The organism is Actinoplanes philippinensis (assembly GCF_900113015.1).
Taxonomy (GTDB): domain Bacteria; phylum Actinomycetota; class Actinomycetes; order Mycobacteriales; family Micromonosporaceae; genus Actinoplanes; species Actinoplanes philippinensis.
In genome coordinates this window covers 602,983-626,303 of record NZ_FONV01000003.1, presented here as the reverse complement: position 1 = coordinate 626,303, position 23,321 = coordinate 602,983, and the positions used below count along the sequence as shown (strand labels likewise).

20 protein-coding genes and 1 pseudogene are annotated in these 23,321 nt (G+C 72.0%); 11 read left to right on the top strand and 10 right to left on the bottom strand.

The window, feature by feature from the left end; all coding sequences use genetic code 11:
• The first annotated feature begins 218 nt into the window (after positions 1 to 218).
• Positions 219 to 638 (top strand): hypothetical protein, encoded by a 420-nt coding sequence (locus tag BM290_RS09670; RefSeq protein ID WP_093612183.1) that lies wholly within the window; start codon positions 219 to 221, stop codon positions 636 to 638.
• Entirely contained in the window at positions 635 to 2,872 is a 2,238-nt protein-coding gene (locus tag BM290_RS09665; protein ID WP_093612181.1) for a polycystic kidney disease 1-like 3, read from the top strand. Before BM290_RS09670 ends, BM290_RS09665 begins: the two co-directional genes overlap by 4 nt.
• A gap of 141 nt (positions 2,873 to 3,013) precedes the next feature.
• On the opposite strand, the gene BM290_RS09660 is transcribed toward BM290_RS09665, so the two are convergent.
• Complete coding sequence (locus BM290_RS09660; protein ID WP_203779026.1) at positions 3,014 to 3,811, bottom strand: class I SAM-dependent methyltransferase; 798 nt, start codon at positions 3,809 to 3,811, stop codon at positions 3,014 to 3,016.
• Positions 3,812 to 4,162: 351 nt separating this feature from the next.
• On the opposite strand from BM290_RS09660, the pseudogene BM290_RS49610 reads away from it, so the two are divergent.
• Both BM290_RS49610 and BM290_RS49605 read left to right on the top strand, forming a co-directional pair.
• Positions 4,163 to 4,366: pseudogene (locus BM290_RS49610) on the top strand (helix-turn-helix domain-containing protein); the annotation flags it as partial.
• Between the two features lie 60 nt (positions 4,367 to 4,426).
• Entirely contained in the window at positions 4,427 to 4,729 is a 303-nt protein-coding gene (locus BM290_RS49605) for a cupin domain-containing protein (protein WP_239143216.1), read from the top strand.
• A gap of 608 nt (positions 4,730 to 5,337) precedes the next feature.
• On the opposite strand, the gene BM290_RS09650 is transcribed toward BM290_RS49605, so the two are convergent.
• Genes BM290_RS09650 through BM290_RS09640 form a run of 3 tightly spaced genes read right to left on the bottom strand, consistent with a single transcriptional unit; the run spans position 5,338 to position 8,336 of the window.
• A complete protein-coding gene (locus BM290_RS09650; protein ID WP_093612175.1) occupies positions 5,338 to 6,354 on the bottom strand; it encodes a LacI family DNA-binding transcriptional regulator in 1,017 nt (338 codons plus the stop codon).
• A 9-nt stretch (positions 6,355 to 6,363) separates the two neighbouring features.
• Positions 6,364 to 7,335 carry a type I glyceraldehyde-3-phosphate dehydrogenase gene (gap, locus tag BM290_RS09645; protein ID WP_093612173.1) on the bottom strand — a complete coding sequence of 324 codons (972 nt, stop codon included), beginning with the start codon at positions 7,333 to 7,335 and terminating at the stop codon, positions 6,364 to 6,366.
• A 17-nt stretch (positions 7,336 to 7,352) separates the two neighbouring features.
• A complete protein-coding gene (locus BM290_RS09640; protein WP_093612171.1) occupies positions 7,353 to 8,336 on the bottom strand; it encodes a GlxA family transcriptional regulator in 984 nt (327 codons plus the stop codon).
• A 91-nt stretch (positions 8,337 to 8,427) separates the two neighbouring features.
• Between BM290_RS09640 and BM290_RS09635 the strand changes: the two genes are divergently transcribed.
• Positions 8,428 to 9,438 carry a LacI family DNA-binding transcriptional regulator gene (locus BM290_RS09635; RefSeq protein ID WP_093612169.1) on the top strand — a complete coding sequence of 337 codons (1,011 nt, stop codon included), beginning with the start codon at positions 8,428 to 8,430 and terminating at the stop codon, positions 9,436 to 9,438.
• Positions 9,439 to 10,137: 699 nt separating this feature from the next.
• Here BM290_RS09635 and BM290_RS09630 read toward each other — a convergent pair.
• Complete coding sequence (locus BM290_RS09630) at positions 10,138 to 11,550, bottom strand: serine/threonine-protein kinase (protein ID WP_093612167.1); 1,413 nt, start codon at positions 11,548 to 11,550, stop codon at positions 10,138 to 10,140.
• 173 nt (positions 11,551 to 11,723) lie between these two features.
• Between BM290_RS09630 and BM290_RS48195 the strand changes: the two genes are divergently transcribed.
• The 6 genes from BM290_RS48195 (at position 11,724) to BM290_RS09595 (ending at position 18,810) form a co-directional block, all read left to right on the top strand.
• Entirely contained in the window at positions 11,724 to 12,344 is a 621-nt protein-coding gene (locus tag BM290_RS48195) for a hypothetical protein (RefSeq protein ID WP_177319643.1), read from the top strand.
• Positions 12,345 to 12,481: 137 nt separating this feature from the next.
• Entirely contained in the window at positions 12,482 to 14,320 is a 1,839-nt protein-coding gene (locus BM290_RS09615; protein WP_093612161.1) for a diguanylate cyclase domain-containing protein, read from the top strand.
• The gene (locus BM290_RS09610; protein ID WP_093612159.1) at positions 14,317 to 16,599 is read left to right on the top strand and encodes a putative bifunctional diguanylate cyclase/phosphodiesterase; all 2,283 of its coding nucleotides are present in this window, start codon (positions 14,317 to 14,319) and stop codon (positions 16,597 to 16,599) included. Before BM290_RS09615 ends, BM290_RS09610 begins: the two co-directional genes overlap by 4 nt.
• Before the next feature lie 20 nt (positions 16,600 to 16,619).
• Positions 16,620 to 17,132, top strand: coding sequence for a hypothetical protein (locus BM290_RS09605; protein ID WP_093612157.1), 513 nt, complete (start codon positions 16,620 to 16,622; stop codon positions 17,130 to 17,132).
• Positions 17,120 to 18,019 (top strand): SCO6745 family protein, encoded by a 900-nt coding sequence (locus tag BM290_RS09600; protein ID WP_239143210.1) that lies wholly within the window; start codon positions 17,120 to 17,122, stop codon positions 18,017 to 18,019. The genes BM290_RS09605 and BM290_RS09600 overlap by 13 nt, the downstream gene beginning before the upstream one ends.
• Before the next feature lie 14 nt (positions 18,020 to 18,033).
• A complete protein-coding gene (locus BM290_RS09595; protein WP_093612153.1) occupies positions 18,034 to 18,810 on the top strand; it encodes a hypothetical protein in 777 nt (258 codons plus the stop codon).
• 15 nt (positions 18,811 to 18,825) lie between these two features.
• Here the strand turns inward: BM290_RS09595 and BM290_RS09590 are convergent, their stop codons facing one another.
• Genes BM290_RS09590 through BM290_RS09570 form a run of 5 tightly spaced genes read right to left on the bottom strand, consistent with a single transcriptional unit; the run spans position 18,826 to position 23,310 of the window.
• A complete protein-coding gene (locus BM290_RS09590) occupies positions 18,826 to 19,956 on the bottom strand; it encodes an ABC transporter substrate-binding protein (protein WP_093612151.1) in 1,131 nt (376 codons plus the stop codon).
• A gap of 9 nt (positions 19,957 to 19,965) precedes the next feature.
• A complete protein-coding gene (locus BM290_RS09585) occupies positions 19,966 to 20,721 on the bottom strand; it encodes an ABC transporter permease (RefSeq protein WP_093612149.1) in 756 nt (251 codons plus the stop codon).
• Positions 20,718 to 21,476, bottom strand: a complete 759-nt coding sequence (locus BM290_RS09580) for an ABC transporter ATP-binding protein (protein WP_093612147.1) — start codon at positions 21,474 to 21,476, stop codon at positions 20,718 to 20,720. The genes BM290_RS09585 and BM290_RS09580 overlap by 4 nt, the downstream gene beginning before the upstream one ends.
• Complete coding sequence (locus BM290_RS09575) at positions 21,473 to 22,315, bottom strand: ABC transporter permease (protein ID WP_093612145.1); 843 nt, start codon at positions 22,313 to 22,315, stop codon at positions 21,473 to 21,475. The genes BM290_RS09580 and BM290_RS09575 overlap by 4 nt, the downstream gene beginning before the upstream one ends.
• Complete coding sequence (locus BM290_RS09570) at positions 22,312 to 23,310, bottom strand: TIGR03842 family LLM class F420-dependent oxidoreductase (protein WP_093612143.1); 999 nt, start codon at positions 23,308 to 23,310, stop codon at positions 22,312 to 22,314. Before BM290_RS09570 ends, BM290_RS09575 begins: the two co-directional genes overlap by 4 nt.
• Positions 23,311 to 23,321: the final 11 nt, after the last annotated feature.

The window sequence follows — 23,321 nt, the reverse complement described above, 5'->3', positions numbered from 1 at the left end:
GACCGTAGGGGGAGGAATGGATCTTCGCCACCCGGGCCGGGCCGGAGAGACGGCCGCCACCCGGGGCCCGCGGCGATCGCGAACGGATAGCACGATCGGATAGCCTCATGGCTCGCTCGTGAAGATCGCGAAGACCTCTCGCGCGTGGCAGGTCGAGTCCGTAACGCGGACGTGGTAGAAAGCCCGCCGACACCGGCCGACACAGGGGAGGACCAGCCGTGCCAGCGAGCACACACACGATCACCGACGGCGACAGTGGAGCCGTCCGGTCCGGCGGCAGCGTGATCGTCTACCTGCCCGTCGGTGTGCGCTCCCGGCTGCGCGAGCTGGCCGCCGACACCGGCCGCTCACACACCCAGCTGGTGTTCGACGCGCTCAACGCCACCCACACCCGGCTCGCCGAGGTGGTCGGCGGCGCCGGTGAGCCCGCCGACGAGACCGACGGCATCTTCATCAGCCAGCGGTCCGGCCGCCGCCGGCACCGCGAGGACCGGGTGCAGGTGTCCCTCCGGCCCCATCCGGCCAACCTCGCCGTGATCGACGACCTGGCGGCACGGCACACTACCGGCAACCGCTCCGCGCTGATCGCTGCGGCGCTCGACGAGTTCCTCCCGGCTTCGAAAGGCGTCACCTCGTGAAGCAGCTCAACGACCTGGTCGCCGGCTTCTGGCAGGACTATGCCGCCCTCGTCCTGCTGGCCGGCGGCCTCCTCGGCGTCGTGCTCCTGATCAGCTTCGCGATCTGGGCCAGGCGATCCCAGAAGCCGCTGCGGCCGATCGCGCTGGCCTTCAGCATGAACCTGGCTCTGCTGCTCAACGCCGAGGGCATGTGGGTCATCGCGATCGACCAGCTCAAGCTGCCGAAGATCTTCGCGGTGCTGGTGTTCGCGGTGTTCGAGATCTGCTTCCTCACCGCCACGTCGCTCGCCGCCGAGCAGTATCGCCGCACCTCCACCTATGCGCCGGACGGCACCGTCGTCACGCCCGGCCACCCCGGGCCGATGCTGTGGATCGCGGCCCTCATCGCGGGACTCTCCGGTGTCATCGTGGCCAGCAACGCGGTCACCTTCACCGAGAAACTGCTGCGTCTGGCCGTACCCTGCATGATCTTCCTGATGTGGTGGGCGGCGCTGACCGCCGCCGGGCAGCGGGTGCGGCGAGGGCGCTTCGCCTACAGTCCGCGCCGCCTCGCGGAGCGCTGGGGTTGGCTCATCCCCGACGACGACCCCGATCTGGTACGGATGGCGGCCGACCGTCAGGTCCGGCGGATGGTCGTCAACTACCACCGGGTCAGCGCCGGCCGGTTCCCGAAGCCGTGGTGGCGCAACCGTCTCCTCAAGGACGCGCGCACCGCCGGTGAGCCCGTCGTCGACGAGGTCATCGAGCAGCTCGCCCGGATCCAGCGCGTGATGGACCTGCTGGTGCCGGGGGCGGTGCGGATCGCCGTGCCGGTCCGGACCCCGGCGCCGGCGGAGACACCGGCCGCCGCCGTCCTGGCCGGGCTCACCACGCCGGCCGACCCGGAAAGGTCGCTCGCCGACGGCGGAGCGTCCACATCCGCCGCGACCGTCCCGTCGGCACCGCTGACTGCTTCGATCGCCGGGCCGGCTTCCCCCTCTGCTTCTCCTTCTTCTCCGGCCGCGTCCGTGCCCGCGTCTCCGTCCGGTCAGGCCGTTCAATTCGTGGAGCCGGTTCAGTTCGTTCAGCCGGCGGCGGCCGTCGCCGATCCCGAGGTCGCGAGCGGGGCGGCGGAGCCCGTCACCGTCGGTTCGGGGACTGCCGATGCGGCCGGGCCGGCGGGCGCTAACGAGCCGGTCGCCGTCAATGGGCGGTCCGGCGCGAACGGCGCGCCCGCTCCTGCCGTTCCCGGGCGTGCCACCGTCGTCGAGCGGACCATCGCGGCCGGTGGAGGCGTCCTGCCCATCCCGGCGCAGCGTGGGGTGACCCGCGACGGCGCGGCCGGGCCGGCTCCCGTCCCATCGCTGCCGGCCGCCGCCCCCGCCGGTCCCGCATCGGCGGCTCCCGTATCGGCCGCTCCGGTATCGGCGGCTCCGGTATCGGCGGCTTCTCCCGTGTCGCCGGCCGCTACCGTTTCGGCGGCCGCTCCCGTGCCGGCTGTTGTTCCCGCGCCCGCTGCCACGCCGGCCTGGGCGGCCACACCGACCGGGGCGCGGCCGGCCGTCAGCATCGCCGGATCACCCTGGTGGCGGCTCGCCGTCGACCGGCTCAGCAAGATGGTCGCCGAGGAGATCACCGCCGACGACCTGCCCGAGATGAACTACATGCGACGGACCGAGCTCGCCCGCAAGCTCGCCCCGCGCGTGCAGGAGCTCGGTGAGGGCGTGGTCCGCACGTTCATCAACGAGTACATCAGCGAGCTGGACGGCGAGCACGTCGAGTCGGCGTACCCGTGGCGCGACTTCCTGCCGTCGCCGGCGCTGGCCCCGGTCGACTCGGACGCCTGGCACAAGGCGCTCCTCGACCTGCGCACCGCCCTCGAGGAGGAGCTCGGCGACGGCACCCCCCTCGACCCCGAAGAACTCGCCGACCTGCTCGCACCCAGCGCGCCCCGGCTCGACGAGGCGACGATCCGGCGGTTCATCGGCGACTACGTGCTCGCGCTCAGCGGCATGAGCGCACCCGGCAGCGCCCAGCCCTGGGCCGAACTGCTGCCCCGCCCGCAGAGCGTCCGCCCCGCCAGCGACGAGGATCTGCTGGAGATGCACGGCGCCGAGCTCTTCGAGCACCTGCGCAGCACCGGCCGGTTGAGCCGCTACAAGGTGCAGGCCGTGACCGGCATCAAGAGCCGGGTCCAGGCCGACCGCATCAAGTCCATCATCGAGGAGCGAGCCGCCGAGACCGCCACCGCCTGAGCCCAGCCTGCTCCCAGCGCTGTCCCGGAGCCTTCCGGCAGCCCTGAGAGCCGGCCATGTCCCGGGTTGTGTTGCGGGCGGGCCGGTGTCAGGGCTGTTCGGTGGGCTTTCGGCAGCTCGGGGAGCCGGTTCGGGTGAGGACTACTCGGGGCGGGTGGCGATCCAGACGGCCCGGGTGCTCAGGACCTGGAGGTCGGAGCGGGTGTGCAGGGCGTTCGGGCTGTCCTTGGCCAGGAGCGCGTCCAGGGTGGAACGGTCCTCGGGGGACAGGTCGTCGGCCAGGCGGGAGCGGATGCGGCCCAGGGTTGCGTAGGCGTAGCGGATCGCGGTCTCCGGAAGTGGGGACTGCAGGCCGACGGTCACCTCACGGGACTCCCTGATCGTGAAACCGGCGGCGGTCAGGCGGGACGGCCAGTCCGAACCGATGTGCGGCAGGTGCTCGGCGCGGGCCCGGTCGAGCAGGACATGGCAGCGGGCCTCCATGCCGGGACGGCCGAAACCCAGGTCGTCGGGGAGGAAGCGGGGCATCTGCTCCATCTCGATCACCGTCAGCAAACCGCCGGGGCGCAGGGTGGCGTGGATGTCGCGGAGCACCCGATCCGGGTCGGCCATGTGGTGCATCGACGACGAAGCCCACACCAGATCAGCCTGGCCGGTGGCGGGCCATGCCTCGTCGAGGTCGGCGCGGAGCGGGCGGATCCGGTCGGCCAGGCCATGGCGGGTGGCGCTGTCCTGCAGGTGCCGCAGCATCTCGTCGGAGGTGTCGATCGCGGTCACCGATGCTTCGGGGAAACGGCGGAGCAGGGCGAACGTTCCGGTTCCGGTGCCTGCGCCGATGTCCAGGACGTCGCGGACCGGGTGGCCGGCGGCGAGGTCGGCGATACGGGTGGTCAGCTCGGCCAGCTGACCGGCGGCCACCTCGGCGTCCAGGTCCAGCATCTCTTGAAGGCCGTCGCCGTGCCCGCCATCGTGCCCGTGCCCGCCGCCGTGCTCGTGGCCGCCAGCGTGTCCCTGGCCGCCGTGTCCGTGACCGTCAGCGTGTTCATGGCTGCCACCGTGCCCGTTGCCGCTGCTCTGTGCTCGGCCTTTGCTGGGCCCATGTCCCTCGCCGTGTCCGTGCCCGCCATCGTGGCCGTCGCCGTGATCGTGACGCTCGCCATGGCCGCGGCCCTCGCCGTGAGCCGAGGGGATGGGGGCGTGGGGCCGGGGGTGTGGGGCGTCGGGGTGGTTCGCGTTTGCCATGGGATCGACTGTAGGACTTGATTGCGGCTGACGCATACAATCTTGCGTATGACGCAAGACGCTGAGGTGGATGCGATTGTCCGGGCCCGGATTCGAGGGCTTCGGATCGCCAAAGGGTGGTCCCTCGATGAGCTGGCGGGGCGGTGCTTTCTCAGTCCGTCGACGTTGAGCCGGATCGAGACGGGGCATCGGCGGATCGGGCTCGACCAGCTAACGGCCATCGCGCGGGCGCTCGGGGCCAGCCTTGATCAGCTTGTCGAGACGGCGGGAGATGCTGTCGTCATCAAGCCGCATCACCATCCGGAGCGGGGGATGACCACCTGGGTGCTCAGCGGGGACGACGGGCGTAACGGGCTCACCGTCGCGCGGATCCGGGTCGTCCGGCCGGCGTCACGGCGGCCCGAGGATCAGCGGGTGCATCCGGGGCGGGACTGGTTCACGGTGCTGTCGGGGACGATCGAGCTGCTGCTCGGCGAACGGGAGGTGCTCGTGCACGAAGGAGAGGCGGCGTCCTTCTCCACGATGACGCCGCACGCGTTCGGGGCGCGGGGTGGGCCGGCCGAGGTGATCGCGGTGTTCGATCCGGATGGCGAGCGCAACCACGTCGACGCCTGACGGCGAGCGCGATCGGTCGACGGCTGGCGGGGCAATCGTCGCGACGCCTGGTGGCGAGCGTGATCCACGGACGCCTGGCGGGGGCCCTTGTCGCGACGCCCGATGGGGAGCGTGATTCACGGACGCCTGGCGGGGGCGTTTGTCGCGACGCCCGATGGGGAGCGTGATTCACGGACGCCTGGCGGGCGATTGTCGTGGCGTCTGATGGTGAGCGCGATCCATCGATGCCGCGGGGGCGAGGCGATCGTCTTGACGGTTGTCGGCGAGCGCGATCCGTCGACGGCTGGCGGGGGCGACTGCCGCGACGCCCGATGGGAAGATCGTCGGACCACGGAAAGGCGGGGGACGGCTACGACCGGGTGTGTGAGAGGGGCATGGTGCTTGACCCGGGGCGGTGAGGATGCCTCTTGCGTGGACCCGTGCAGGCGTGGCTCGTACCGAAAAGAAAGACGGATACGCGGGAAGCCCGCGGCATCGGGTGAGGTGGGCCGGGCGTCGGGATGCGAACCGGCGGCCCGTCACGGTGAGGCGGCTGGGCGTCGGGCGGCGGACCGGCGGCCTTGCGGCCCGTCACGGTGGGTCGGGCGTCGGGAGGCGCCGGCGGCGGGTCAGCGTGGCGGCGGCACGCACGACGCGCGCCAGGCGATCGTGGCGTCGGCGGGCTCGGCGTGTGGGATGTGGTCGTCGTCGAGGGCCAGGGCCATCGCTCGTTCGCCCATCTCGACCAGCGGCAACCGGACCGTCGTCAAGGCGGGGGTGACGTCGCGGGCGATCGGCATGTCGTCGAAACCGGTGACCGAGACGTCGTCGGGGACGCGGATGCCGCGCTCACGGAGAGTGGCCATCGCGCCGACCGCCATCGAGTCGTTGAGGGTGATCAGCGCGGTGAGGCCGGGCTGGGCGTCCATCAGGGTGCCGGCCGCGGCGGCGCCACCGTCGCGGGTGAAGTCGGAATAGATCAGGCGGGACGTCGGCAGCTCGACGCCGGTGTCGGCGAACGCGCGGCGGAAGCCGGTGAGCCGGTCGGTCGTCGTGGTCAGGTAGCGCGGGCCGGCGATCACGCCGATCTCGCGGTGGCCGAGTTCGAGGATGCGCAGGCCGAGTTGGTGGGCGCCGGCCTCGTTGCCGGGCAGGACCGCGGTGCCGACGAGACGGTGCCGGCCGATCACGGCGACCCGGCCGCCGGCCTGCTGGTACGCCTCGAGCTCCCCGTTGAGCCGCTCGGTGAACTCGTCGTCGTGATAGCCGGACCCGGCCAGGATCAGCGCGTGCACCTGCTGGGCGCGCAGCAACCCCACATACGCCAGCTCGCGCTCCGGCTCCCGGTAGCTGTTGCAGATCACCAGGAGCCGGTCGTGTGCCCCGGCCTGCCGTTGCAGACCGCGGGTGATCTCGGCGAAGTACGGGTCGGAGACGTCGTGGACGATCACGCCGACCGCGGACTTGCGGGGGCGCGCCACATTCTGCGCGTGCGCGTTGGGCACGTAGTGCAACTGCCGCACCGCCGCGAGGACACGCTCCCGCAGGTCCTCGTTGACCTTTTTCGCACTGTCGTTGATGACGCGGGAGACGGTCGCCGGGGAGACCCCGGCGAGCCGGGCAACATCCGCCAGGGTGACCGCCATCCGCACAGGTTAACGGGCCAGGAGCGTCAATGTGTCGACGACCCGGTTCGCGAAGCCCCATTCGTTGTCGTACCAGGCCACGACCTTGACCAGACGGCCGTTCGCGGCGGTCAGCAGCGAGTCGAAGATCGACGACGCCGGGTTGCCGGTGATGTCCGACGAGACGAGGGGGTCGATGGAGAACTCCAGTACGCCGCGCAGCGGTCCGGCCGCCGCAGTCTCGAACGCCGCGTTGATCTCCTGGACCGTGACGTCCCGGCTGACCAGGGCGTTCAGTTCGACTAGCGAGCCGACCGGGACGGGCACCCGCACCGAGTAGCCGGACAGCTTCCCGTCGAGGCGGGGCAGGACCGCGCCGATCGCGGTGGCCGCGCCGGTCGTCGTGGGGGCGATGTTGACGCCGGCGGCCCGGGCCCGGCGCAGGTCGCGGTGCGGGCCGTCCTGCAGGTTCTGCTCCTGCGTGTAGGCGTGCACCGTGGTCATCGAGCCGGCCTCGATGCCGGCCAGGTCGTCGAGCACCGACGCGACCGGGGCCAGCGCGTTGGTGGTGCACGATGCGTTGGAGACGACGCGGTGGCGGCCCGGGTCGTAAGCGTCGTGGTTGAGCCCGTAGGCGATGGTCACGTCGGCGCCCTTCGCCGGGGCGGTGACCAGGACCTTCCGGGTGACGTGGACGCCCGCGCCGGCGGTGAAGCGGCCGGTCGACTCGATCGCGACGTCGATGTCCTGCCAGGGCAGCTTCGCGGGGTCGCGCTCGGCTGTCACGGCGATCTTGTGACCGTTGACGATCAGGTGGTCGTCCGCCGCCTCGACGGTTCCCGGGAAGCGGCCCAGCGTGCTGTCGTAGCGGAGCAGGTGCGCGAGAGTCCGGGCGTCGGTCAGGTCGTTGATGGCGACGATCTCGAGGTCGTCGTCCCGGCCCGCGGCGGCGCGGAGGACATTTCGCCCGATGCGGCCGAAGCCGTTGATAGCAGCTCTCATGCGGCTAATTCTTCGGCCTAGGTGGAACGAGCGGCAGACGGTGCAGCGCCGGATCCCGCAAGTTTTCCGCCAAACGCCTTCCGGTACTCGGTCGGCGTCATGTCCAGGATCCGCTGGAAGTGCATCCGCAGGTTCGCGCCGGTGCCCAGGCCGGTCTCGGCGGCGATCTGCTCGATGCTCAGCACGGAACACTCCAGGAGCTCACGAGCCATGTCGATGCGTGCTCGCAGGATCCAGTGCATCGGCGTGTACCCGGTGTCCTCCACGAACCGCCGGCCGAACGTGCGCGTCGACACCCCCGCGTGCCGGGCCAGGTCGGCCACCCCGATCGGCTCGCCCAGCCGGTGCAGCGCCCACTCCCTCGTCGCGGCGAACACCTCACCCAACGGCTCCGGCACGGTACGGGGAACGAACTGCGACTGGCCACCACTGCGGTACGGGGCGGCCACGATCCGCCGCGCCACATTGTTCGACGCCTGCACCCCGTGGTCACGCCGGATCAGGTGCAGGCACAGGTCGATGCCGGCCGCCACCCCCGCCGACGACAGCACCTGCCCCTCGTCGACGAACAGCACCCCCGGATCGACGGTGACCTTCGGATACTCCCGGGCCAGCACCGGCGCCATCGACCAGTGCGTCGTCGCCCGCCGGCCGTCCAGGATCCCCGCCGCGGCCAGCGCGAACGCGCCCGTGCAGATCGACACCATCCGCGTCCCCCGGAACGCCGCGTCCCGCAGGCCGTCGAGGATCCGCTGGTCGAGCGGCTGCAGCGGAGTGTTGTAGCCGGGCACGATCACGGTGTCCGCGTCGTCGAGCGCCTCCGGGCCGTACTCGACCACGAAGCCCAGCCCGTCCCGCCCCTTGACCGGCCCGGCCGCCAGCGAACAGTGCCGTAACTCGTAGGGCAGCCCATGCCTCGGAGCGAAGAGCTGCGCGCTGATGCCGACGTCCAGAGGGGCGGCGCCCGGCAGCACCAGGACCGCGATGCGGTGAGGTCTCACCCTGACAACTCTGCCGCAGCGCCGCCACCACCCTGGAAAGCCGCAGGCCGCACGTGTACCGTGGGTCGGTCGCGGAAAGGACGGTTCAGCGATGAATCAAGATCGGAGCCGCTCCACCGGGCGGCCGACTCTGGAAGAAGTGGCAGCCAGGGCCGGTGTCGGCCGTGGCACCGTGTCCCGGGTCGTGAACGGGTCGGCTCAGGTCAGTCCCAAAGCGCGGGAAGCCGTCCAGGAGGCGATCGACGCCCTGGGCTACGTCCCGAACCGGGCGGCGCGCGCGCTGGTCACTCAGCGAACCGATTCGATAGCGCTCGTGATCTTCGAGTCGGGCGAGCGGTTCTTCGCCGAGCCCTTCTTCGGCCGGATCGTGCAGTCGATCTCGTCGGTGCTGGTCGCCCGCAACCTGCAGATGGTCCTCATGATCGCGCAGGCCCCCGAGGAGCGCCGCCAGCTCGAAGGCTACCTCACCCGCCAGCACGTCGACGGCGCGCTGCTGCTCTCCCTGCACGGCGACGACCCGCTCCCGGCCATGCTCGAGGAGCGCGGCGTGCCCACCGTGCGGGCCGGTCGGCCGTATCATCCGGAGCCGGTCAGCTTCGTCGACGCCGACAACCGGGCCGGCGCCCGCGCCGCCGCCACCTACCTCCGCGACCAGGGCCGCCGCTGCATCGCCACGATCACCGGCCCGCTCGACATGGCCGTCGGCATCGCCCGCTACGACGGCTACCGCGACGTCGTCGGCGAGGGCCCGGCCGCCCGCGGCGACTTCGGCGAGCTCTCCGGCGCCGCCGCCATGGAGTGGCTCCTCCAGCAGTACCCGCAGATCGACGCCGTCTTCGCCGCCTCCGACATGATGGCCGCCGGAGCGTTGCGGGTGCTGCGCCGCGCCGGCCGCCGCGTCCCCCAGGACGTCGCCGTCGTCGGCTTCGACGACTCCGTCGTGGCCCGCCACACCGACCCGCCGCTGACCAGCGTCTACCAGCCGATCGAACAGATGGGCCAGGAGATGGTCCGCCTGCTCCTCGCCAAGATCGACGGCGATGAGCCGTCCGACTTCGAGACGGTCCTGCCCACCCGCCTGATCCTGCGTGGTTCCGCTTAACCCTTCCTTTCTCGTACGGCCACGCCGGTTCCCGTGGCCACACCGCGACGCAGGCGGTGGGTCCCGCCCATCACCGCGCCTTTCGGGCGAAAGCCGCTGCCCACCGCCTTTTCCGTGCCCTGGTCGCAGCGCTGCCCATCGGCCGTGTTCCGTGGCCGGAGCCCAGCGCCGTTTCCGGGGTCCGGATGCGACGTTGCTTGTCGGCTGTGTTCTCGTGGCCGGCGTCCGGCGTTGTTTCCGGGGGCATTGATGGAGCCCTGCGTGCTGGCCGGGGAACGTCGTCGTGGGGGTCCTGATCGCGACGGCTGGACGGCGCGCGCCGAACTCTCGCTCGTGGTCTGCGGAGGGGGTGTGGCGGCTGCCTTCGGACGAGGCTCGTCTTGAGCCGGCGGCGTGTGGCTCGGCTCGGACGGACGGCTTCCGGAGAGCGTGGGTGGGGCTCGTCGGTTGAGTGCGTCTGTGGACCGGGTTTGTTCGGGCCGTGGGCACCGCATATGCCCGGCGGGCGCGCTGGAGCCTTGAGCGGCTTCGGTGTCGCGGGAAGCGGCGGGACGGGTAGGGGCGGTTGGGGAGGTGTGGCCGTACCGCTGCGGGTGGGAATTGGCCCGGCGGGGGAGACCTGGCGGGACCGGGGGAGAAGAGATGTCTGAGCGGGGGTGACCCGGGGCGCAGGTAGGAGAGGAGCGGGGGTGAAGGAGGTCAGGGGGTGGAGGCGGTGCGGAGTTCGGTCAGGCGCTGGCGTAGCAGGGCGGCCTGGGCCGGGCTCAGGGCTCGCTCGTTGAGGCGCTGGCGGACCTTGTCGAGCAACTGGTCGACCTGGTCGGTGACGTTGTCGTCACCCGGGTCGATGAGGCGGAGGAGGTTCTGGAAGTCGAGGGCCACGTCGGCGCGGATCTCGCCCTGCTGCTGGCCCTCGTCGATGGTGTTCTGGACTCGGGTCAGGGCTGCCTCGACGGTCAGGATCGGGTTGGTGGGGGTGATCCTGGTGGGCTCGGGTGGGGACGGCGGCGGGGCGGCGGGGCTGGTCGGCTCGACCGCCTCCTTGGGGGCCGGCGACCCGGCGCCGGCCGTGGTGGGGGACGCGGCGGGTGGCTGGGCCAGGTCGGTCGGGTCGGCGGGGGCGTTGGCGGCGTAGAGGACCGCCACGAAGATGGCAGCGACGCCGGCCAGGGCCGCGCCGAAGGCGACCCGCCGGGCGCCGGCGGAGGTGACCCGGGGCTGGGCGGGCAGCACCTTGGCGTGGCCGGTCGGGGGTGGCTTGGGCAGTGGGATTGTGAGCCGGGCCGGGGCCGACGGGACGAGGCGGGTAAGGACACGGCGGGCCTGGGCGGCGGTGGGGCGGCGGCTCGGGTTCTCGTCGAGGCAGCCGAGGATCAGCTCGCGCAGCCGGGCCGGCAGGGTCTCCGGCAGCGGGGTGGGGCCGTGCGCCTGCGCGGCGGCCAGCTCCTCCCAGGTGTTGACGTCGTACGGCGGATCGCCGGTCACCATCTCGAACAACAGCACGCCCAGCCCGTACAGATCGGTGGCGGGTTCGGCGGGTTTGCCGTCGAGCCGTTCCGGCGCGGCGTAGGCGGGGGTGCCGAAACTGACACCGGTGTCGTCGTCGTCGGCCTCGCCGGCGGCCGCGCTGATCCCGAAGTCGAGGAGTTTGACCCCGCCGGGGCACAGCATCACGTTGCCGGGCTTGATGTCGCGGTGCACCACCCCGGCGGCGTGCGCGGCGGCCAGCGCCTCGGCGACGGCCGCCCCGATCGACACGGCCTCGCCCCACGGCACCGGCCCGTCGGCGTCGCACAGCCGGGCCGCGACGGTCTCGCCGCTGAGCAGCTCCATCACCACGAACGGCGCGACCGATCCGTCCGGGCGGACCGCCTCACGGTAGTCGTGGACGGCGGCGATGCCCGGGTGGGAGAGCCGGGCCGCGAGCCGCGCCTCCCGCCAGGCCATGTGCGCGGCCCGGGTGTCCCCGGCCGGCAACTTGACCGCGACCGGCCGGTCCAGCAGCTCGTCGGTGGCCCGCCAGACCTGCGCCATGCCACCGGTCTCGAGGAGCGTGACGAGGCGGTATCGCGAGGCGAGCAGCACTCCCGAGTCCGGCCAAACTTCGTGCATCCCAGGACATTCGCCCAGTACGGCACAGCATGTCAACTCCCGCATTCGCGGGGCGCGGCGCATCTCACCGTCCGTGAGAAAACCGGTGCAACTGATCCGCAACCGAGGACGCACCCGGCTGAACCCGGAGCCGCCGAGGATGGCATCACCCCCGAGTTGAGGAGTTCTCCCGAATGCGTATGCGCCGTAGTGCCGCAGCCGTCGCTCTGGCCGTGGCGGTCGTCGTCCCGACCGCTGTGACCGGCGTGGCCGCCTATGCCCAGAGCCCGGTTCCGGCTGTGCAGGCGGCCAAGAAGCCGTCGAAGCCCGCCAAGCCGGCGAAGCCGGAGAAGAAGGCGCCGTTCCAGGCGAGCGGAACGGTCACCGCCGTCGACGCGGCCGCCGGGACGCTCACCGTCGCCGCCCGCAGCGGCACCAAGGACGTACGCGGCAAGACCGTGACCCTGACCGTCGCGTCGAACGCGCGGATCGTGCTGAACGGCAAGAAGGTGAAGCTGGAGGCTCTTGCCACCGGCCTGCGGGTGTCGGTGACCGGCATACGGTCGGGCGCCACCTACACCGCCGTCAAGGTCCAGGCGGCCGGGAAGGTGAAGCCGGCTCCGGCGCCCACCCCGTCCGTCTCCGTGCCGCCCACCGAGACGCCCACCCCGACGCCGTCCGAGTCGGTCGAGCCGTCCGAGTCGGTCGAGCCGTCCGAGTCCGTCGAGCCGTCGGAGTCGGTGGAGCCGTCCCACTCGGTGGAGCCGTCGGAGCCCACCGGGTCGCCCTCGCCGTCCGAGTCCGAGGACGACTGACGAGACCACCGGCGACCGGTACGCCCCACCCGCCATGACAAGCCGGGGCGTGCCGGTCGCCGGCGTTGAAGGACTAAGACCGGGCGCCCTCCGGCCGATTGCTGGCGGGGAGGGACCGGACCAGGACGGAGAGTGGCATGCCACCAGCGGTACGCGGCGGCTCGTGGCGCGATCCGGTGCTGATCACGGTGGCCGTGTCCGCCGTGATCGTGGTCGGCGGCCTCCTGCTGGACGTGGGGACGCCCCGCGCCCAGATGATCGCCGGCGGGATCGTCACCCCGATCCTCGACCTCGCGCTGTTCTGGCTGTCGCGCCGGGTCTGCCGGGTCCCGGGCATGCCGCCGCACGCGCGCCGTTTCTGGGCCGCGGTCGGCGTGGGTGGCCTGCTGTTCTGCACCGGCGACGTGGTGGACCTGTGGACCACCCTCGCCGATCCGGGCATCCAGCAGATCGGGTTCCACCCGGTGCAGTCGGCGACGATGATGCTCGGCGTCGTGGTGATGATGGCCGGCCTCCTGCTGCCCCAGCGCAGGGTGAGCCGGTCCCGCCGCGAGCAGACCCGGCTGCTGCTGGACACCACGATCCTGATGTCCGCGTCGGCGGTGGTGGCGTGGTGCCTGATGACCCGGCCGGGAATGGCCGGGGCCGGCCCGGGGGCGTTCTTCCTGGCGCTGTTCGGCTGCGGCGTGGTGCTCTGCGCGATCTTCGTGGCGATCCGGTCGGGGCTGACCGGGGTGGCCCCGATGAGCCGGGTCGCCGCCGTCCCGATGGTGCTCGCGCCGATCGGTCTGGCCGTGTCGAGCGTGCTGCTGCCCAGCGGCAGTGTGCCGGACACCGGTGTGCAGATGGCGTCGATCCTCCTCCCATGCTTCCTGGTGCTGGCCGGGCCGCGGCTGCAGGAACGGCACGGGGTGGACGGTCTCGACGGGCGCGAGTGGTTCAGCCGCCGCCGGCGGTACAGCGTCCTGCCGTACACCGGAACCCTGGTCTGTGCCGTTGCCCTGGTCTTCGTGCTGGCCACCCGGGGGCTCGGCGTGTCGGCGTGGGGCGCGCTGGCCGGCCTGCTGGTCAACGTGGGCGTGGTGATCGCCCGTCAGGTGCTGGCGCTGGCCGAGAACGACTCCCTGGTGGGCCAGATCCGGCAGCGGGAGCAGCGTCTGACGTCATTGCTGGAGCACTCCTCGGAGATCATCTCGATCGCCGAGGAGTCCGGCGCGCTGACCTATGTGAGCCCGGCGGTCGAGCGGATCCTCGGTTTCCCGGTGGCGGACGTCCTGGGCCGCTGCTCGCTGGACACCCTGCACCGCGACGACCGCGCGCGGCTCGACGCCGAGCTGGCCGAGCTCTATGCGACGCCGGGCGCCGAGATGACCTTCCAGGGCCGCTACCAGCACGCCGACGGGTCGTGGCGCTGGCTGGAGGTGGTCGCGGTGAACCTGCTCGACGAGCCCGGCATCGGCGGCATCGTGTGCAACTCGCGGGACGTCACCGAGTCGCGGGAGCTGCACGAGCGGCTGCGCTACCAGGCCGGGCACGACGATCTGACCGGGCTGGCGAACCGGCGCGGGTTCACCGGGGCGATGGACGCGTGCCCGGGCGACGCCACGGTGCTGTTGATCGACCTCAACGGCTTCAAGGGCATCAACGACACGTACGGGCACGCGACCGGCGACGCCGTGCTGCGGCACGTGGCGGACCTGCTGCGCGACTGCACCGGCCCGCACGACGTGCCGGCCCGGCTGGGCGGCGACGAGTTCGCGGTGCTGACCGGCGGCGACCGGCCGGCGGCGGAGCGGATGGCGCGGCGGATCCGGGCCGGGCTCGGCGTGCCCACCGCTATCGGCGGACGGGAGCTGACGGTGGGCGCGAGCATCGGCATCGCGACCGGCCCGGCGGGCGGCGGCGACCACCTGCTCAACACCGCCGACCTGCTGATGTACGAGGAGAAGCAGCGCAGCCGGACGTTGACGTCATGAGGCGGCACGTCGTGTCGGCCGGGCTGATCTGCCTGCTCGGCACCGTCTGGTTCATCCTCTGGACGGCCTTCCGGCCGGGCCCGGTGGCGATCGGCTACGTGTTCATGCCGCTGTCGATGGCCGTGGGCGGGCTGGCGGCGCACTCGCTGCGCCGCCGGATGACGCCGGCGCCGGCCGGCCGGCGGTTCTGGCTGCTGCTGGAGATCTGCTGCTACCTGTTCGCGGCCGGGTTCGGGGTGCTGCTGGCGGACGCGGTGCGGACCGCGCCGGAGCTGCCGGCGATGCCCCCGCTGGGCGCCGGCCTGATCGGCGCCGGGGTGCTCGTCGCCATGTGGGGCGTGGCCCAGGTCCCGGTCGGCGTGTCGAGCTGGTACGAACGTGGCAAGCAGTGGCTGGACCGGACCATCGCGTTCCTCGGCTGCTCGACCGTGCTGTGGCACTTCGGCATCTCCCCGATGTTCTGGGCGCCCGACCCGTGGACCCCCTCGGCGCTGGTGGTGCTGCTGCTGGCCTGCCTGTTCGCGGCCGGGGCGATCACCAAGGTGTCGTACATCGCGGGCGGCCCGGTGGACCGCCGGGCGATGCGGCTGGTCGCCTCGACGGGACTGATGGCGGCCGGGGTGGCGCTGCTCGCGGTGCTCGGCGGCTATCACGGGATCCTGCCCGGCCAGGCGGTGTGCATGCCGGTCTGCGGCCTGCTGATCGCTCTGGGCGCACGCCGTCAGCTGGCCGCCGACGGTGCTCCGGCGCGTACCGGCGGGGGCAGTGTGTGGCTGCCGTACCTGGCGGTGCTGGCCGTCGACGTGCCGGTCGCCGACGTGCTGATCCGGCCGTGGCACTGGGCGCCGGGCGTCTGGGAGGGCCGGGTCGTGGTGCTGGCCGCGGTCGTGGTGACCGCCCTGGTGGCGCTGCGGCAGTTCGTGGTGCACCGGGAGAACGCCCGGCTGCTGCGGGAGAAGCAGGAGTCGGAGGCGCTGCTGCGGCACGAGGCGACGCACGACCCGCTGACCGGCCTGGCCAACCGCGCCCTGTTCCGGTACGCCCTGGACCGTGCCCTGGAGACCGGCCCGGCGACCGTGCTGCTGGCCGACCTGGACGAGTTCAAGACGGTGAACGACTCGCTCGGCCACGACGCCGGCGACGGTCTGCTGATGGCGTTCGCGCGGGTGCTGCGGGACGCGGCCGGCGACGGCGCCGAGGTGGCCCGGCTGGCCGGCGACGAGTTCGCGGTGCTGGTCCCGCCGGGTGTGATGGGTGAGGAGGTGGCCCGGCGGATCGCCGACGCCACCGCGGCGCCGATCAGTGAGCAGCGGCTGCTGGTGAAGTTCAGCGCCGGGCTGGCGACGGCCCCGCCGAACACCTCGGTCAGTGACGTGCTGCGCCAGGCCGACGCCGCCCTCTACGCGGCGAAGGAACGCGGCCGGGCCAACTGGGTCCGCTACGCCTGGGGCATGGAACGCCCGGCGTCGGCGCACGCCCGGCTCGGCGGCGACCTGCGGCGCGCCCTGGACGCCGGCGAGTTCCGGATCGTCTACCAGCCGATCGTGTCGCTCGGCGACGGCGAGATCGTCGGGGTGGAGGCGCTGGTGCGCTGGGAGCACCCGGAGCGCGGCCTGGTGTCGCCGGCCGATTTCATCCCGGCCGCCGAGCGGACCGGGCTGATCGTGCCGCTGGGCCGCTGGGTGCTGCGCGAGACGTGCCGGCAGGCGGCCGCGTGGATCGCCGAGTTCGGCCCGGACGTGCTGGACAAGGCGGCGCCGAACGTGTCGGTGCGGCAGCTGCACGACCCGGACTTCGTCGCCGACGTGGCGGCCGCGCTCGCCGACTCCGGGCTGCCTGCGAACCGGCTGGTCCTGGAGCTGACCGAGTCGGCGGTGCTGCGTGGCCAGCACGTCTCCCAGGTGCTGCACGAGCTGCACGACATGGGGGTGCGGCTGGCGCTCGACGACTTCGGCACCGGCGAGTCGTCGCTGAGCCTGCTGCGCGCCTTCCCGGCGGCGATCGTCAAGCTGGACAAGTCGTTCGTCGACGGCATCGAGCTCGACGAGCCGGACACCCCGGCGGCGGACGCCCGGCAGGCGGTGGCCCGGGCGGTGGCGCAGCTCGCCGACGCGCTGGGCCTGGACACCGTCGCCGAGGGCATCGAGAGCCAGGAGCAGGCCGACCGGCTGCTGCGGCTCGGATACCACGTCGGTCAGGGCTATCACCTGGGGCGGCCGATGCCGCCCGGGCAGCTGACCGAGCTCCTCGCGGCACGGCGCGTGAAGGCGGCGGCTTAATTCCCCGATATCGTACGGCGATGAGCGTGGCCGACGACGGAACCGAGACCGCCCGGTCGCTCACCGAGTGGCTGGGCCAGCTGACGTTCGCCGACCTGCCGGAGGGTGACGCCGCCACGCGGATCGCCGACTCGGTGACGCGGTGGGCGCAGTGGCAGGGCTGGCGGGTGTACCGTCGTGCGCCCAGTGTCTTCCCGCTGCCGCCGCCGCTGCGGGGCAACTCGGTCATCGACGTGGCCTGCGCCCGGCCGGGCAGCCCGCCGCTGGCGATCGAGATCGACCGGACCGATCGTCAGCGGACCGTCGACAAGCTGCTGGCCGAGGCCGCCGCGGGCCGGGTCGCGATCTGGGTGCGGTGGGGGACCGGCCCGTTCCCGCCGCCCCCGCTGCCGGTGCACCTGGTGGTCCGTGAGGCGTCGCGCCGGGCCGGCCGCTGGCATACCGTGTCGGCGGCGCCACCTCCGCCGCGCCACTCCGGGGCCGTCCCCTCCGGAGACGACGTCCACGCCGAGGAGCTGCCGTGGGAGATGTGACCGAGAGCCCGTACCGTCTCGCCTGGCGGGTCACCGAGCCGCTGCACGCGATGATCTACTTCGTGCCGGAGGCGCCGGAGCGGTACGCGAGGTTCGGCATCCGCCCGATGGACGGCTACTTCGCCTCCCGGGGCGCCGCGTTCGGCCCGGTGGGCCCGGAGGTCGTCGCCGCCACCTTCTACAACTTCAACCCGGCCCGGGTGGCCCGCGCCCTGCCGGCGGTCTGGTCCAAGGCGTCGCCGCAGCAGGTTCTGGCGGCCCGTCTGGAGGCCGCTGACGCCGCTCTGACCCGCGGGCTGGGCGCCGAGGTCGTGACCGGCCCGGAGGTCGCCGAGGCGGCCGGTCTGGCGCGCCGGGCGGCGGAGAAGGCGGCCACCCTGCCGCACGGCCGCCCGCTGTTCGCCGCGCACGCCGCTCTGCCCTGGCCGGACCGCCCGCACCTGGTGCTCTTCCACGCCCAGACGCTGCTGCGCGAGTTCCGCGGCGACGGGCACGTGGCGGCGCTGCTGGCGAACGGGATCAGCGGCTTGGACGCGATCGTGATGCACGAGGCCAGCGGCGCGTCGCCGGCCGGCTTCCTGCGCGGCAGCCGGGGCTGGAGCGACGAGCAGTGGGCGCAGGCCGAGGACGATCTGCGCCGCAGCGGCCTGCTCGACGCGGGCGGGAAGCTGACCGAGGCCGGGGTGGCGCTGCGGGCCCACGTCGAGGACCGGACCGACCAGGTGGCCGAGGTGGCCTATCGGGCGATCGGCGAGGACGGGTGCCGGCGGCTGGCCGAGCTGACCCGGCCGCTGAGCCGCGCCGTCGTCAAGGGTGGCCTACTCAACCCGATGAGTCTGATCACGCATTCCTCTCGGCCGAATCATTTGCCGGAGGGTAATCAGTAGGTCACTCTTGGTGCGTGACACAACATCAGCGGAGACACCCGGCGTCCTGGTGGACGCAGTTCCAAGAGGCCTCCGAGCGGTTCGACACCGCGTACCTGACCGAGGGGTTGGGTGACCTGATCACCCCGAAGATAAGCTCGCCGCTGCTGCGGCGGGAGGCGGAGATCGCCACCGACGTCGTGGTGCGGCACCTCAACAAACCGCAGGCGGACGAGTTGGCGGACCGGGCACGCAAGAGCACCGAGCGGCTCATCGAGACGGTGACGCGGCTCGAGGAGCGCTCCGGCGACGGGTTCTCCCTCGTCGAGGCGCACGCGCTGTGCCACCTGCTCGAGGGCCGCTTCGGCGAGGCCGCCCACGCGTGCGAGGAGTTCATCAAGACCCAGCAGGTCCTGCGGATCTTCGTCGGCGCGATGCGGCTGGAGCGGTTCGACGCGGACCTGGCGGTCAAGATGCTCGCCGCCGGGCACCAGCCGGCCGCGGCGATGCACTCCGGCCTGGTCGTCGGCAAGTACAGCTGGTGGCCGAGCTGGCTCATCACGATCGTCACCGAGCGGGCGATGGATGGACATCTCGACAAAGAGACCGTCGAGGCGCTGGACCGCTGTGCGTACGCGGAGCTGACCCCGGCCCAGTCGCGGATCGCCCGCCGCCTGCTGGCCGGGGAGGACGCGCTGATCGACGCCTCGGCCGTCCGGCTGGAGGGCCTGGGCGAGATGGACGCCGCCGAGAAACTCCGCAAGGGCGACCTGACGGCGGTCGCCCTCGCGGCACGTCTCATCCCGGTGTGACCCGGGCCGGCCGGCTCAGGCGCCGCCCTCGGTGAGCGTCACCGTGGCCGGCTGGAACGCCGAGCCGGTCACGTCCACACCCGCGGCCTTGGCCTGCGCGATCGCCTGGTTGATGTAGTCGTTCGTGTAGGCCGGGCCCTCCGGGGCGGCTTTCAGGACCGTGTCACCGGTCTGGTTCTTCGTGGTCTGCGAGATCTCCACGGTCTGTTTCCAGGCCGCCTCGTCGATCACGCCGATCCCGGCGCCGGCGGCCGGCCAGACCAGCTTGTTGACCTCGTTCATCTGCCACAGCTGGTGGCTCTTGCCCAGCTTGGAGCCCTTGGCGACGACCAGGTCACGGCACTTCTCGGGGTTGTCCCGGCAGTACGCCCACCCCTTGATCGTGGCGGTCAGGAACTTCACCGTCTGCGCCTGGTAGTTCGGGTCGTTCAGCTTCTCGGTGTTCGCCCACACCGCGTCCTGCAGCATCGACGACCCCTCGGTCTTCCAGTCGATGATCGCGAAGTCGTCGGCGGTGTAGAGCTGCCCGGTCGCCGGGTTCTTCGCCTCCAGCAGCTGGGCGTACTCGTTGTAGCTCATCGCCTGGGCGGCGTCGATCTCCTTCTTCAGCAGCGCCTGCATGTCGAACTGCTGCTGCACCAGGGTGACGTCCTTGCTCGGGTCGAGCCCGGCCTTGGTCATGCCGGCGAACAGCTCGAACTCGTTGCCGAAGCCCCAGTTGCCGACCTTCTTGCCCTTGAGGTCGGCGGCCTTGGTGATGCCGCTGTCCTTCCAGGCGACCTGGTAGGTGCCGGAGCGGGCGAAGATCTGCCCGACGTCGGTGATCCCGGCGCCCTGCTCCCGGGAGGCGAGGGCCTTGGGCACCCAGGCGATCGCGTAGTCGGCCTTGCCGGTGGCGAGCACCGTCTGCGGGACGATGTCGACACCGCCTTCGAGCAGCTCGACGTCGAGCCCCTGCTCTTTGTAGAAGCCCTGGTCCACGGCGGCGATGTAGCCGGCGAACTGGGCCTGGTAGAACCACTGCAGCTGCAGCTTGATCGGGGTGAGGGCGCCGCTCGCGCCGGGGGCGGGGGTGCTGGGCGTGTCGGCGGTGCCGCAGGCGGTGAGGGCCAGGAGGGAGGCAAGGACTATCCGGGAGAGCTTCAACGCGTACCCCTAACTGATCAAACGTTGTTTCCAAGGCGTGGCCAGGCGCTCCAGCAGGAGCGTGACCAGGTAGAAGGTGAGTCCGAGGAGGCAGGCGCCGGCCACGAAGGCCCAGGCACGGGGATAGGCGGTGAACGCCGCGGCGGAGGTGATCCGCGCGCCGAGCCCGTCCTGCAGCCCGCCGAAGTACTCGGCGACGACCGCGGCGATCACGGCCAGCGACGACGCCTGCCGCAGGCCGGTGAAGAGGTGGGGGAGCGCGCCGGGCAGCCGCACCTTCCGGGCGAAGGTCCAGCCCGAGGCGGCGTACGTGCGCATCAGCTCCTGATGGACCGGGCTCACCTCGCGCAGCCCGCGCAGCAGGTTGAGGAAGACCGGGAAGAACACCACGATGCCGGTGACCAGGCGGCGGGGGACGCTGCTGGTCGACTCGAACATGTTGTTGAGGATCGGGGCGAGCGCGATGATCGGCAGCGCGTTGACCACCGCCGCGAACGGGATCGACACCTCGCCGAGGAACCGTGACCGGCTCGCGGCCAGCGCCGCCAGCACCGCCAGCAGGGTTCCGCCGATCAGGCCCACGAGCGCGTTGGCGCCGCTGGCCAGGGCCGCGTCCCAGATGTTCTGCTTCTGCTCGACGATCTGCGCCCCGATCGCCGACGGGGCCGGGAGGATGAACGGGGCGACCCGCCCGGCGGTCACGAAGACCTCCCACAGGACCAGGGCGAGAAGACCGAAGAGCACCGGCGGGAGCACTCGTCTCATGCTCTCAGCGCCTGTCGTACCTCGGTGATCTTCTCGAAGTAGACCGGCGCCTGCCGTCCCGCCTCGTCCCGGGACGGGAGTTTCACCTCGATCGACGCGGTGATCCGGCCGGGCCGGGCGGACATGACGACCACCCGGTCGGAGAGGAACACCGCCTCGGAGATCGAGTGGGTGACGAAGACCGTGCTGGTGCCGGTCTTCGCGCAGATGCTCAGCAGCTCCGACTGGAGGCGTTCCCGGGTCATCTCGTCGAGCGCCCCGAACGGCTCGTCCATCAGCAGCAGCGGCGGCTGGACCGCGAGGGCCCGGGCGATCGCCACCCGCTGCTGCATGCCGCCGGAGAGCTGACCCGGATAGTGCCCGGCGAAGTCGGCCAGCCCGACCAGCTCCAGCATCCGGTCGGCCTTGGCCCGCCGCTCGGCCTTGGACACGCCGCGCAGTTCGAGGGGCAACTCGACGTTGCGGCGCACGGTCCGCCACTCGAAGAGGCCGGCCTGCTGGAAGGCGATGCCGTACTCCTGCTCGCGGCGGGCCTGGGCGGCCGGCCGGTCGGCCACGGTGACCGTTCCGGCGGTCGGCTCGATCAGGTCGGCGATCAGCCGCAGCAGGGTGCTCTTGCCGCAGCCGGACGGGCCGATCAGCGACACGAACTCGCCGTCGCCGACGGTCAGGTCCACCTCGGACAGGGCGAGCACCTCGTCGCCACGTCCCTGGTTGAAGACCTTGGTCAGACCGGAGACCACCACGGCGGTCATAGGGTCACCACCTCCACGTGGCGCCGGTGCCGCATCAGCGGCAGTTCGAGTAGGGAGACGGCGCCGGCGACGAGCAGGCCCAGCAGGGCCGCGCCGAGCATCGCCGTGTAGACCTTGGCGGGATCGCTGGTGGCCTCCCGCGAGTACTCGATGATCAGGCGGCCGATGCCGCCGCGCGTGCCGGTCGAGATCTCGCCCACCACCGCGCCGACCACGGCGGCCGCCCCGGCCAGGCGCAGCGCCGGGAAGAGGTAGGGCAGCGCCGCCGGGAACCGGAGTTTCACCAGCGTGCGCCACCAGCCCGCGGCGTAGCTGCGCATCAGTTCGGCGCCGGCCGCCGACGGCGACTGGAGCCCGCGCAACATGCCCACCGCGACCGGGAAGAACGCCAGGTAGGCGGCGATCACCGACACGCTCGCCCAGGGCGGCATCAGCGTGCCGCCCCAGCCGGCGATCAGCGGCGCGAGCGCCACCAGCGGCACGGTCTGGGAGAGGATGACGTACGGCAGGAGCCCGCGCTCGACGATCCGGAACCGTTGCATGGCGGCCGCGAGGACGAGCCCGATCAGTGTTCCGGCCAGGAACCCGGCCGCCGTGATCCCGAGGGTGAACAGGCACGCGTCGAGCACCACGATCCACACCGGCCGGCCACCGGTCATCTCCGGGTCGGTCAGCCGCCCGAGGATCGTCCACAGGTGTGGCATGGAGAGGTCGTCGGCGCGCGGGAGCACCCGCACGCCGAACAGCACCGTCCCCTCGGGATCGCCGGCCGCCTTGTACCCCTCCCAGAGCAGGGCGGCCGCGATCAGTCCGGCGATCACCGAGAGGACGCGCCTCACGAGAACGCCGGGATGATGTGCTCGCCGTAGGCGGCCAGCGTCGACTCCTTGCCGTCGTGCTGCAGGTAGACGGAGAACTGGTCGACGCCGAGTTCGCGCAGTTCCTGCAGCTTCTTGACGTGGCTCTGCACGGGGCCGAGGACGCAGAACCGGTCCACGATCTCGTCCGGCACGAAGGTGGTGTGACTGTTGCCGGCCCGGCCGTGCTCGCTGTAGTCGTACCCCTGCCGGGCCTTGATGTAGTCGGTGAGGGCCTGCGGCACCGCACCGCCGTCGCCGCCGTAACGGGCCACGATGTCGGCGATGTGGTTGCCGACCATGCCGCCGAACCAGCGCGTCTGCTCCCGCTGGTGTGCCAGGTCGTCGCCGACGTAAGCGGGCGCGGCCACGCAGAACTTGATGGCGTCCGGGTCGCGTCCCTGGTCGGAGGCCGCCTTCCGGACCGCCTTGATCATCCATTCGGCGATGTCCGGGTCGGCGAGCTGCAGGATGTATCCGTCACCCACCTCGCCGGTGACGGCCAGGGCCTTCGGGCCGTACGCGGCCACCCAGACCTCCAGGCGGCTGCCGGCCGCCCAGGCCAGCTGCAGCTCCTGGCCGCGGACCGTGACCTTCTGCCCGTTGCCGAGGCCCTTGATCGCCAGGACGCTCTCGCGGAGCTGGCCGAGGGTCTGCGGGGTGAGGCCGAGCACGCGCAGCGCCGAGTCGCCGCGCCCGATCCCGCAGACGGTCCGGTTGCCGTACATCTCGTTGAGGGTCGCGAAGGTCGAGGCGATGACCGTCCAGTCCCGGGTGCCCGGGTTGGTCACCATCGGGCCGACGACGATCCGCTCGGTCGCGGCCAGGATCGCCGAGTAGACGACGAACGGCTCCTGCCACAGCACGTGCGAGTCGAAGGTCCAGAAGTGGCTGAAGCCGGCCGCCTCGGCCTTCTTCGCCCACTCGACGACCTCCAGCGCGGGTGGATCGTTCTGTAGCACCACACCGATGTCCAAGATCCACCCCT

What these genes read in the sequence shown, in the direction of transcription:
- BM290_RS09660 (WP_203779026.1), bottom strand. Translation starts at nt 3,811, where the DNA reads ATGCTGGACCTGGACGCCGAGGTGGCCGCCGGTCAGCTGGCCGAGCTG.
- BM290_RS09630 (WP_093612167.1), bottom strand. Translation starts at nt 11,550, where the DNA reads ATGCACGAAGTTTGGCCGGACTCGGGAGTGCTGCTCGCCTCGCGATAC.
- BM290_RS09585 (WP_093612149.1), bottom strand. Translation starts at nt 20,721, where the DNA reads ATGAGACGAGTGCTCCCGCCGGTGCTCTTCGGTCTTCTCGCCCTGGTC.
- BM290_RS48195 (WP_177319643.1), top strand. Translation starts at nt 11,724, where the DNA reads ATGCGTATGCGCCGTAGTGCCGCAGCCGTCGCTCTGGCCGTGGCGGTC.
- BM290_RS09615 (WP_093612161.1), top strand. Translation starts at nt 12,482, where the DNA reads ATGCCACCAGCGGTACGCGGCGGCTCGTGGCGCGATCCGGTGCTGATC.
- BM290_RS09580 (WP_093612147.1), bottom strand. Translation starts at nt 21,476, where the DNA reads ATGACCGCCGTGGTGGTCTCCGGTCTGACCAAGGTCTTCAACCAGGGA.
- BM290_RS09650 (WP_093612175.1), bottom strand. Translation starts at nt 6,354, where the DNA reads ATGGCGGTCACCCTGGCGGATGTTGCCCGGCTCGCCGGGGTCTCCCCG.
- BM290_RS09610 (WP_093612159.1), top strand. Translation starts at nt 14,317, where the DNA reads ATGAGGCGGCACGTCGTGTCGGCCGGGCTGATCTGCCTGCTCGGCACC.
- BM290_RS09635 (WP_093612169.1), top strand. Translation starts at nt 8,428, where the DNA reads ATGAATCAAGATCGGAGCCGCTCCACCGGGCGGCCGACTCTGGAAGAA.
- BM290_RS49605 (WP_239143216.1), top strand. Translation starts at nt 4,427, where the DNA reads ATGACCACCTGGGTGCTCAGCGGGGACGACGGGCGTAACGGGCTCACC.
- gap (WP_093612173.1), bottom strand. Translation starts at nt 7,335, where the DNA reads ATGAGAGCTGCTATCAACGGCTTCGGCCGCATCGGGCGAAATGTCCTC.
- BM290_RS09605 (WP_093612157.1), top strand. Translation starts at nt 16,620, where the DNA reads ATGAGCGTGGCCGACGACGGAACCGAGACCGCCCGGTCGCTCACCGAG.